10 protein-coding genes are annotated in these 10,929 nt (G+C 39.6%); all 10 read right to left on the bottom strand.

All coding sequences use genetic code 11. The features are described from left to right. Positions 1 to 51: 51 nt before the first annotated feature. Complete coding sequence (gene pepT, locus ACQV2X_RS00620; protein WP_428873639.1) at positions 52 to 1,278, bottom strand: peptidase T; 1,227 nt, start codon at positions 1,276 to 1,278, stop codon at positions 52 to 54. A gap of 14 nt (positions 1,279 to 1,292) precedes the next feature. Beyond that, positions 1,293 to 2,096 (bottom strand): Nif3-like dinuclear metal center hexameric protein, encoded by an 804-nt coding sequence (locus tag ACQV2X_RS00615; protein ID WP_428873638.1) that lies wholly within the window; start codon positions 2,094 to 2,096, stop codon positions 1,293 to 1,295. Beyond that, complete coding sequence (locus ACQV2X_RS00610) at positions 2,077 to 2,820, bottom strand: tRNA (adenine(22)-N(1))-methyltransferase (RefSeq protein ID WP_428873637.1); 744 nt, start codon at positions 2,818 to 2,820, stop codon at positions 2,077 to 2,079. Before ACQV2X_RS00610 ends, ACQV2X_RS00615 begins: the two co-directional genes overlap by 20 nt. Before the next feature lie 62 nt (positions 2,821 to 2,882). Continuing rightward, entirely contained in the window at positions 2,883 to 3,578 is a 696-nt protein-coding gene (locus ACQV2X_RS00605) for a YjjG family noncanonical pyrimidine nucleotidase (RefSeq protein WP_428894158.1), read from the bottom strand. 183 nt (positions 3,579 to 3,761) lie between these two features. Next, positions 3,762 to 4,604, bottom strand: a complete 843-nt coding sequence (locus tag ACQV2X_RS00600; RefSeq protein WP_428892007.1) for an aldo/keto reductase — start codon at positions 4,602 to 4,604, stop codon at positions 3,762 to 3,764. Positions 4,605 to 4,728: 124 nt separating this feature from the next. Further along, on the bottom strand, positions 4,729 to 5,871 hold the full coding sequence (gene rpoD, locus ACQV2X_RS00595) for an RNA polymerase sigma factor RpoD (protein WP_428873634.1): 1,143 nt from the start codon (positions 5,869 to 5,871) through the stop codon (positions 4,729 to 4,731). A gap of 12 nt (positions 5,872 to 5,883) precedes the next feature. Continuing rightward, positions 5,884 to 7,725, bottom strand: a complete 1,842-nt coding sequence (gene dnaG / locus ACQV2X_RS00590; RefSeq protein ID WP_428894157.1) for a DNA primase — start codon at positions 7,723 to 7,725, stop codon at positions 5,884 to 5,886. Positions 7,726 to 7,759: 34 nt separating this feature from the next. Then, on the bottom strand, positions 7,760 to 9,016 hold the full coding sequence (locus tag ACQV2X_RS00585) for an MFS transporter (RefSeq protein WP_428873632.1): 1,257 nt from the start codon (positions 9,014 to 9,016) through the stop codon (positions 7,760 to 7,762). 11 nt (positions 9,017 to 9,027) lie between these two features. Then, on the bottom strand, positions 9,028 to 9,621 hold the full coding sequence (gene yihA / locus ACQV2X_RS00580; RefSeq protein WP_428873631.1) for a ribosome biogenesis GTP-binding protein YihA/YsxC: 594 nt from the start codon (positions 9,619 to 9,621) through the stop codon (positions 9,028 to 9,030). 16 nt (positions 9,622 to 9,637) lie between these two features. Further along, the gene (clpX, locus tag ACQV2X_RS00575) at positions 9,638 to 10,882 is read right to left on the bottom strand and encodes an ATP-dependent Clp protease ATP-binding subunit ClpX (RefSeq protein ID WP_428873630.1); all 1,245 of its coding nucleotides are present in this window, start codon (positions 10,880 to 10,882) and stop codon (positions 9,638 to 9,640) included. Between the last annotated feature and the right edge of the window lie 47 nt (positions 10,883 to 10,929).

Raw genomic sequence — 10,929 nt, 5'->3', positions numbered from 1 at the left:
AAGAACAGGCTGGATCCCTGCTCCAGCCTGTAATTATTATTTAACTTTTGCTTATTGGGCATTTAATTCCGCAATTTTGATAATTACTTCTGTCGCCTTAACCATGGATTCAACTGCCACGAATTCAAAGCGTCCGTGCATGTTTTCGCCACCGGCAAAGATATTTGGGGTTGGAATCCCCATGAAGGAAATCTTCGAACCGTCGGTTCCACCACGGATAGGCACAATGTTAACAGGAATATCTAAAGCTTCCATGGCTGCTTGGGCTAGGTCAACCGGTGTCATATCCTTTTCAATGATTTCAGCCATGTTGTAATATTGGTCTTTCATTTCCAAAGTGATAGGTGGTTCAGCATATTCTTTGTTGATGTTAGCAACGATTTCTTCCACCTTGGCTTTACGCTTTTCAAAAAGATCACGGTTGAAGTCACGAATAATTAGCACTAATTCTGCTTCATCGACCGTCCCTTCTACACTTAAGACATGATAGAAACCTTCGCGGCCAGAAGTTTGCTCTGGTACTTCTGCTTGTGGAAGATCAGACATGAAGAGATTCATAATGGTTGTGGCATTAATCATTTTGCCTTTAGCAGTTCCTGGGTGTATATTTTTACCACGAATTTTCAATACTGCTTGAGCCGCGTTAAAGGATTCATATTCTAACTCGCCAACCGGTCCGCCATCCATGGTATAAGCAAAGTCTGTCGCAAAACCTTCTGCATCAAAGTGATCTGCTCCACGTCCAATTTCTTCATCCGGACCAAAGGCTACACGGATTTTACCGTGTTTGATTTCTGGATGTTGGATTAAGTACTCCATAGCGGTCACAATCTCAGCAATACCGGACTTATCATCAGCCCCTAACAGAGTAGTTCCATCAGTGGTAATGAGGGTTTGACCTTTATAAGGTGGTAGATTAGGAAATTCACTGACCCTCATTACCCAATCTTCACTCAAGTGCAGATCTTTACCGTCGTAGTTTTCAAAGACTTGTGGCTGCACATTTTCAGAATTAAAGTCGGCTGTATCTACGTGAGCAATAAAACCAATGCTGGCTACTTCTTTATCAGTATTAGCCGGTAAAGTAGCTGTGACAAAGGCATTTTCAGGATTTAACACCACTTCTTCCATACCGATTGCTTTTAATTCATCGACCAAAAGATTTAAAAGGTCAAATTGAATGTCAGTCGATGGAATGGTGGTTGAATTCTCATCCGAGCGAGTATTAATCTTAGCGTAACGAATTAAACGTTCTTTAGTTTTTTCAAATAAGTCCATAATCATTCTCCTTTTTATTCATAAGTAAAGGGATCAGTGGAAACTGTGGAAGCAATCACTTCAAGATCCCAACCCTTTTGTTCGATAGCTTCTTTTATTCTGGCCACTTCGACCTCAATAAATAAATGCTCAATATAATGACTGGCATCAATAGTCATAAAGGGCTTTTCATATAGATCATGCCCTGTGTGGAAGCTGATATCTCCGGTAATAAAGACATCGGCTTGGACCTTTTCGACCTGGTCCATAAAGCTGGCTCCGGCTCCGCCTACAATAGCAACTCGTTGATAAGTGGCTTGCGGGACTTTTTCAATCACTGTTAAAGCAGGTCGTTTGAAGACTTGCTTGACATAGGCAAAGAGTTCATGGCGCGTTAGAGCTCGAGGCAAGTTGCCTATCCGGCCAATCGCTACCTGTCCTTCTTCTAGATCGATTAAGGGTTTAATATCAGTTAACTTCATAGCTTGAGCCAAAATATCATTCATGCCACCAGGGGCGGCGTCATAATTGGTGTGCATGGCAAAGACATTGATACCTGCTTGAATGGCTCTTTGATACATTTTTATCTGGGGCTTAGACTGGTCGAAACGCTCGATTGCTTTGAAGAGGGGCGGATGGTGTAAAATCAAGCTATCTACATCTTCTTCAATAGCCTCTTCAACCACTTGTGGTCGCATATCCAAAGCGACCATCACCTTTTTAATCGCTTGTTCAGGATGGCCAAAGTGTAAGCCGACCTTATCCCACTCTTCGGCATAAGCCGCAGGATATTTTTGATCGAGATAAGCCATTAACTCTTTAAAAAAGAGCTTTGTCATAGTCTACCACCTCCTCTATTTTATCTATTTCGGCTTGAATAATGTCTACCTTATTTTTGCGGTCTTGGGCCATTTGCTCATATTCTACTCCATGAAACAACTGATTAAGAATAAAATGGTGGTGGTTTAATTCATTATGCCAGTAATCTTCAAAGATTGGCCCCCTTTGAGTCAAATGTATGGGACCAAACATGATTTCTTTATCAGTGTAAATTGCTTTTTCTGCTTGCTTTTGAGCAACCATTACTTCATAAAATTGCCCCTTTTCATCAATAAAGCATTCGTTAAGAATATGGTAATAATGATCTTGTAACCAGGCTCTGACTTTGGCAACTGCTGTGTTAGCTTGTAAGACTAAGAGTTTTGGTAATTTTCCTGCATGATAACCTGCTTCTAAGATGGAGACAATCAAACCACCTCCCATACCACAGATAGCTGCTGTATTAATGGCATCACTGGCTTCAACTGCCGCAAAGCCATCGCCAAGACGGACGATGATTTTATCTTGCAATTGACTTTCATTGACTTGTTTCACAGCCGATAAATAAGGTCCTTCCACTACCTCACCTGCCACTGCAAATTCTATCTGTTTGTTTTTAAGTAAATTACATGGTAAATAAGCGTGATCACTACCGATATCTGCCAACCGAATCGGCGCTTGACCATATTGAACGATATATTGCGCAACTTTTTCCAGTCGTTGAGATAGTCTTTCGATATTCATCCGATACTCCCTTTCATAAGTCTATTATATACTAGAAAAGCATTTTTGAGACTACCTATTTTTTATCTGTAGATGATTTTGGCTAAATCATTATAGTTATCGACCACATAATTGGCCGGTAAGTGGGACTGTTTGTTTTCATTCAAATGATTAAACCAAACACAATCAATCCCTGCGTTTAAGGCGCCTTGAATATCAGCACTCAAGGAGTCGCCAATAACGAGTGTCCTTTTAGAATTGAATTCTCTTATATTTTCAGCGACATAATCGAAAAAGCCTTTAGAAGGCTTCACATGGCCAATCTCTTCTGAAATAAAAATTGCTTCAAAATAAGGATTCAACTTTGCATGTTCTAAGCGCGCCCTTTGAATAGCAGAAATACCGTTGGAAATGGCAAACAGACGCTTACCCTCCTTAAGACAAGCATCGAGGAAGCTTCTTGCACCTTCAATTAGCTGGGCTTGTCTGCCTATACACTTTTGATAGGCTTGAGCCAATTCTACCCCGTCCCGCTGATAACCAAAGTGATCAAATAATAAGGCAAAACGACTAGAAATTAGTGTTTGCCGATCAATTAACCCTAACTCTAACTTGTCCCATAAAGAATGATTGAGCAAAACATAGTAGTCAATAAAACGAGGAATAGCTTGCTGGGGAACCCCTTCTTGGCTTAAGAATTCAAGTAAGGCTTGGTCTTGGGCTTGATTAAAATTAAATAAGGTGTTATCTAAATCAAATAATAATAATTGATAAGTCAATTGATCCTTCCTTCCATTCTTAAAGTCACTATTATGCGCTTATTATAAACCAATTTGTCGATAATATATAGCTTACTTAAGTAAATATTTAATAAATTTTTATTATTCAGCTAGACACACTCAATCATAAAAAAGGCCGGAAAGCTATTAAAGCTTCCGGGTCATCTGTTTAAAGATCCTATTTTAAAAGTCAACTTGATCAGGGTCGCTTTGTGTTTTCACCCCCTCTAATTGATCCAACTTTTTGCGGTCTTCTGCTTCTAGCTCAAAGTCAAAAATGTCTAGGTTCGATTCGATATTAGCCGGTGTTTTTGATTTGGGTAAGGGCAGAAAGCCTTTATCAAGCGACCATCTTAGGGCAACTTGCGCAACACTTTTCTTATATTTTTTTGCTATTTCTTCGACTGGCACTTGCTTAAAAAGACTACCACTTCCTAGCGGACTATAGGCTTCTAGAACCATATCATGTTGTTGGCAAAAATTAACTAAATTCTCTTGCGTAGTTCCCGGAGCGAGTAAGACTTGGTTAACCATGGGCTTTATCTTGACAGAGGCTAGTAAAGCAGCTAAGTGATGAACCATGAAATTGGACACCCCAATGGCTTTTAGTTTTCCATCTTGATATAATTCTTCCATCAACTGCCAAACTTCTTGATTAGCTTGCATCCATGCCTTGTCCTTGCGTAAGTGAACGGGATTAGGCCAGTGAATTAACAAAAGGTCTAAATAATCTACTTGCAACTTTTGCATGGATTCTTCCACCGCTTGCTTGGCTAGACTGTAGGAATGCTTGTCATTCCAAATTTTAGTAGTTAGAAAGATCTCTTCACGTGGAATACCTGAATCTTTAATGGCTCGACCGACACTGGCTTCATTGCCATAGACTTGAGCAGTATCAATGTGACGATAGCCTACCTTTAAGGCATGAAGGACACTTTGATAGGCTTCTTCACCTTCTTTTAACTTCCAAGTACCAAAACCAATTTTAGGAATCTTGACACCGTTCTTTAATAAATAACTTTCCATTAATCTTCCCCCTTTTGCCTACCTTAAGTATAAAACGATTAAAGCGCTTTCGCAAGTAAAGGCTTAAACACGAAAAACTCCTTCCGCTCACTTAAGCGTATGAAGGAGTTTTTCTTGTCTTATTCTATTCGATAAAGTCTTTTAATTGTTTAGACCGACTAGGATGGCGTAATTTTCTCAAAGCTTTAGCTTCGATTTGACGAATACGCTCACGCGTTACACCAAAAACCTTACCGACTTGTTCAAGGGTGCGAATATTGCCATCATCCAAGCCGAAGCGTAAGCGTAGAACATTTTCTTCACGGTCAGTTAAGGTATCCAACACATCTTCTAACTGTTCCCTTAAGAGGGCTGAAGCCGTATGATCTTCTGGACTTAAGGCGCCTTCGTCTTCAATAAAATCACCTAAGTGCGAATCGTCCTCTTCACCAATGGGGGTTTCCAAGGAGACCGGTTCTTGAGCAATTTTTAAGATATCACGTACTTTTTCAGTCGGTAAATCCATTTCTGCTCCGATTTCTTCAGGCGTCGGTTCTCTACCCAGGTCTTGTAACAATTGTCTTTGGACTCTTACTAATTTGTTGATGGTTTCCACCATATGAACCGGGATGCGAATGGTTCGCGCCTGGTCGGCAATGGCTCGTGTGATGGCTTGACGAATCCACCAAGTAGCGTAAGTTGAGAATTTGAACCCTTTAGTATGGTCAAACTTTTCAACCGCCTTCATCAAGCCCATATTCCCTTCTTGAATGAGGTCTAAGAAGGACATACCACGACCCACATAACGCTTAGCAATCGATACTACTAAACGAAGGTTGGCTTCAGCCAGTTCTTGCTTAGCTAATTCATCGCCTTCTAAGATACGCTTGGCCAATTCGACCTCTTCATCTGCATTTAATAGATCGACACGACCAATTTCTTTTAAATACATACGAACAGGATCTGCTACCTTTATTTTTGAAGCGGCTGCTTTTTGGGCGGCTGTTAGGACTTCTTCTGGTTTAACGTCTTCTGCTCTAACCATTTGTTGCTTGGTTGGTCCACCATCATCACCTACTACCGCAATCCCTTGGTCTTCCACCTTTTGAATGAGCTTATCAATGCCATTGGCATCTAATTTATATGGAATGGCTAATTGATTGCTCAAGTCATCATAGTGAACTTGACCGAGAATTTTCTTTTCTTTTATCAGCTTTTCAGTGGCCTGGTCTAAAGTCAGCTTTAATTCATTTTTACTTGCTTTATTGTCTTTCTTTTCTTTTGCCATAAAGTAAGCCCCCTATTCTTTTGTCTTTAATTTTCTTTGCAACACCATTAAGCGATTAATCACCTCGGTTGCCTTATCGGCTTCTTGCTGTTGGTGATATTGTTTAAATTGGGTCTTTAATTCTTCTATTTCTTGTTCTAAAAAGGCGATTTGGATGGTATTTAAACAGTCGGTCATCGCTTGATCTTGATAACCAATCGGTTCAAAATCCCACATTACATTCGTTAAAAGACTATTGACTTGAACCTCTTCAATATTACCAACTATTCCTGTTAAAGGCAATTTGTTGCCTTGATAATAGTAATCCGTCAAGGCTAGAAAGGCCTTTTGTGAAAAGTCATGGTAGAGAAATGGCAGCTCATTTAATTTTTCTAAATAATTCCAAGCCTCTTGATAGTACATTAAAAAGCCTAACCATAATTTTTCACTTTGAAAGGCTTTAAAAGAATCTACTTTTAAGGCCTGCTGATCACTTTGTAATTGCGGAGGTGGTTGATAATGGTTGATAGCTGGTTGCTTTTTAGCAGTCTTTCTTTGACCCCCACTCAAGCGCAACATTCGCTCTTGCAAGAAGCTTTCTGCTATTTGAAATTCTTCAGCAAGCTCCACCAGATACAATTGTTTCTCGACGGGTGATTGGATTTTGTTTAAATCAACTAATAAACGGTCGATATATTCCGCCACAGCAGCTTTATCATCCATTTGAAAGAATTGCTTGTGATAATTTTTGAAAAAATTAAAGGAAGTTTGTGCTTGGTTTAAAAGTGTTTGGAAGGATTCTTTTCCCCTGGCTTTCAACCACTCATCAGGGTCCATCCCTCTAGGTAAAAGGATTGATTTAAATTGGGCTTTGGGAAAATCTTTTCCCAATTCAAAGGCTTTAGCTGTAGCTTTTTGCCCTGCTTCATCGCCATCAAATACAAAGAGAATTTCATTGGCTAATTTGGTCAAATAAGACAAGTGATCATGGGTCAAGCTAGTCCCCATGGTAGCTACTGCCTGTTCGAATCCTGCTTCGTAAAGTGCAATCACATCCATAAAACCTTCACAAACTATAATTTGTTTTAACTTGCGAATGGCTGGTCGTGCCAAATCAAGATTATAAACCAGCTGACTCTTATGAAAAATAGTGGTTTCAGGCGAGTTAACATACTTACTCTTGCGAGATTCCCCTGCTTGATAGAGGCGTCCAGAAAAGGCTAAAACCTTTCCTTGATTCGATCTCAAAGGGAAGATAATCCGTCCACGAAAGCGGTCGATAATGGCTGGACTATTTTCAGCTTGGTAAAAAATACCCGAAGTCAGTAATTCTTCTTCAGTGAAAGACTGATCCTTTAAATAAGTCCATAAGAGCTCAGAATTATCAGGCGCTAACCCTAAAGCAAAGGCGTTAATCGTTTCCTTCTTTAAGCCACGATCGCTTAAATAAGCATAAGCTTGATTACCATTTTCTGTAGCAGTTAAAAAGTAATGATAGAATTGACTAGCTTTTTCATAGATCGCATACAATTGTTTATCTTGATGAGGAATTGGACTATAATCATCTTCAGCTAATAAACTTGAATCCAAAGGGTAGTCTGCAAACTCTGCCACCTTAATAACCGCTTGTTTAAAGGGTAGCGATTCAATTTCCTGGATAAAACCAAAGACATTGCCCGCTCTACCACAAGAGAAGCATTTGAAGATTTGCTTTTCGGTATGAATGGAAAAGGATGGGTTATTGTCTTCATGAAAAGGGCAAGAGGCAGAGTAGCCTGGACCCCTTTTAGTCAGTTGCACATATTGACTGACAACGTCTTCGATTTTAACCGACTGCCTGATAGCATCAATCACCTCATTCGGTATATAGGCCATGGCCTGCCTCCTCTAATAAAATTTCAAGCTTGTTTTAAACAGCTTTAGTAATTGGCTTTTTAGCTTTCCACAGTAGGAAGGCACCCATCATAAATTGAATCACAATTACAAACAAGCCTTTGAGCGAATCACCCGTTAGTTGGGTAATAATTCCCAGAATGGTGGTACCTAAAACTGATGAAAATTTACCGAAAATATTATAAATACCAAAAAGCTGGTTGTTTTTCTCCAGTGGAATAATAGAACCAAAATAAGAACGACTAAGAGATTGAATCCCACCTTGAGCTGAACCTACTAAGATAGCGATGATCATAAAATCCACAAAAGAGGATAAGGATAGGGCCATTAAACAAATTAGAATGTAGGTCCCAATACCTGTAAAAAGCATAGTGCGCCTTCCCCAGCGTTTGGCTAAGATGCCATAAATAATCGAGCACGGAAAGGCAACTATTTGAACCACTAACAACATCAAAATTAACTGAGTAGCTGTTAAGCCCTGGTCACTTCCGATGGAGGTAGCCATTTTGATAATCGTTCCTACCCCGTCTATGTAGAAGAAATAGCCGATTAAGAAATAAACAATCACCTTGTCTTTGGTTAGTTCCGTTAGAGTTTCTTTGAGAGAAGCTAAAGTTGAAGCGATAATATGGGGCTGCTTTGGTTGGTCCATATAGACCTGGTCGACATTTTTCCAATAAGGAATGGTAAAAACAAACCACCAAACAGCCGTTAAAAGAAAACCGATATTAACCACTACACCCTCTTTTAACCCACCTGAAAATTGTAAAAGCATAAAAATTAAGAAAGGAATCACACTTCCGATATAACCAAAACCAAAACCGGCTGAGGACACTAAGTCCAAACGGTCGCGACTGGTGACATCCATCAAGGAAGCATCATAAAAAATATTAGCAGTCGAAAAACCGACAGCTGAAAAGCCATAAAGTACCAATAGCCACTGCCAAGAAACTTGACCAATCAAAATCATCGATAGCACTGAGAAAACACCTAAGAGCGTAGCAGTGGTAAATAATTTTTTACGGTAACCAGGAAAATCTGCTAAAGTCCCTAAAAAAGGAGCCATCATAGCGACAGCGATCGTCCCGATAGCATTGGTATAACCAAGATAGGCTGTTGAATTAGCATCAGAGACCCCCGCATTGGTGGCAATACTCTTATAAAATATAGGGAATAAAGCGGTGGTGATCATTAAAGAATAGGCAGAATTGGCCCAGTCTTGTAGAATCCATGAAAATTCCTTCTTGGTATAAGTAGAACATAGCTTTTTCACTTTATTGACTCCTATTCATCCATTAATAAACTTTCAAACAAGTCTAAAATATCTTCGCGACCTTCTCCGGTTACCGATGAAAAAGTGAAAAGCGCATCGGTTGTTGGTAAATTTAAACTTTTCTTATAGAGGGATAAATGTTTATTCCATTGGCTTTTTTTGATTTTGTCCGCCTTGGTCAAACAAATGGCAAAAGGAATGTCTAATTCTTCGGCAAATTGATACATTGCTTTGTCTAATTGAGTGGGCTCATGACGAATATCCATCAAGAGGATTAATAAACGAAGATTTCTTCTTTGCCGTAGAAAATTCAAATTCATCTTGGCCCAATTTTTACGATTTAGCTTGGAAACCCGAGCGTATCCATAACCGGGCACATCCACGACACGAAAAGCAGCGTCGTTTACCGAATAAAAGTTTAAAGTTTGGGTCTTACCAGGCTGTCCAGAGGTCCGGGCCAACTTATTACGTTGGAGGACCTTGTTAATAAAACTGGATTTGCCAACATTTGACCGCCCGGCAAGGGCAATCTCAGGCACTTCATCTTGTGGCGCTTGGGACTCTTGAACAGCTGAAATTACAAATTTTGCTTCTTTAATGTGCATTCGTCTACCCCATTTTTTATTTGCTTATCTTGCGATTACTCTTATTATAATAAGTGGCGCGACTTTTGCCCAATACCGTGTCTTTTGTGACCTTGATGCGTGAAATATCTTCTCTTTGTGGTACTTCAAACATAATATCTAACATAGTGTTTTCTAAGATTGACCTTAAACCACGCGCTCCAGTGTCGCGAATAATAGCCTGGTGAGCAATTTCTTCCAAGGCCGCTTCTTCAAACTCTAGTTTGACATCTTCCATTTCTAAAAGACGTTGGTATTGTTTAACCAAAGCGTTCTTAGGTTGGGTTAAGATACTGACTAAATCTTCTTGTGATAATTGATCCAAGACCGTTAAGATGGGCAATCGTCCAATAAATTCGGGAATTAAGCCGAATTTAAGCAAGTCTTCTGAACTGGCTAATTGCATGATATTCTCATCACTATGTTGTCGGTGAGTATCCGTACCAAAACCAATTACTTTAGAGCCTAAACGTTCTTTAATCGTAGTTTCAATGCCAGCAAAGGCTCCACCTACAATAAAGAGAATTTGCGAGGTGTCGATTTGAATATAATCTTGGTTAGGGTGCTTACGCCCTCCTTTAGGTGGGATATTGGCTACCGTTCCTTCTAAAATTTTAAGTAGAGCTTGTTGGACACCTTCGCCTGAAACATCACGGGTAATCGAGGTGTTTTCAGATTTTCGTGCAATCTTATCGATTTCATCCACATAAATAATCCCTTTTTGAGCACGTTCAATATCATAATCAGCAGCTTGTACTAATTTCAGTAAGATATTTTCAACGTCTTCCCCCACATAACCTGCTTCGGTTAGGGTGGTAGCGTCCGCTATGGCAAAAGGAACATTTATAATGCGAGCCAAGCTCTGGGCTAAGTAGGTTTTACCCGAACCGGTCGGACCGATAATACAGATATTAGACTTTTGCAATTCGACATCATCGTCATCAACGGCTTTAAAGTTGATGCGCTTATAATGATTATAAACTGCCACGGCTAAAGATTTCTTAGCTTGATCTTGGCCAATCACATATTGGTTTAGTTGATCAACAATCTCTTGCGGTTTTAACACTTTAACTGGTTCTTGCTCTTTTTCAAAGCGCATCTCTTCTTGAATGATTGATTGGCATAAATCAACACATTCGTTACAGATGAAAACATCTGGTCCAGCAATAATCTTATCGACTTCATCTTGTGATTTACCACAAAACGAGCAGTAATAATCATTGATATTTGTAGTCTTTCCCATGTTTCCTCCTTTTTGGTCTTACTTACTTAAATAAGACTAAAAAGGGA

Origin of the sequence: Facklamia sp. P12945 (assembly GCF_050409485.1) — a bacterium.
In the GTDB taxonomy this organism is placed as follows: domain Bacteria; phylum Bacillota; class Bacilli; order Lactobacillales; family Aerococcaceae; genus Facklamia.
This window is presented reverse-complemented; position numbering and strand designations above follow the sequence as displayed.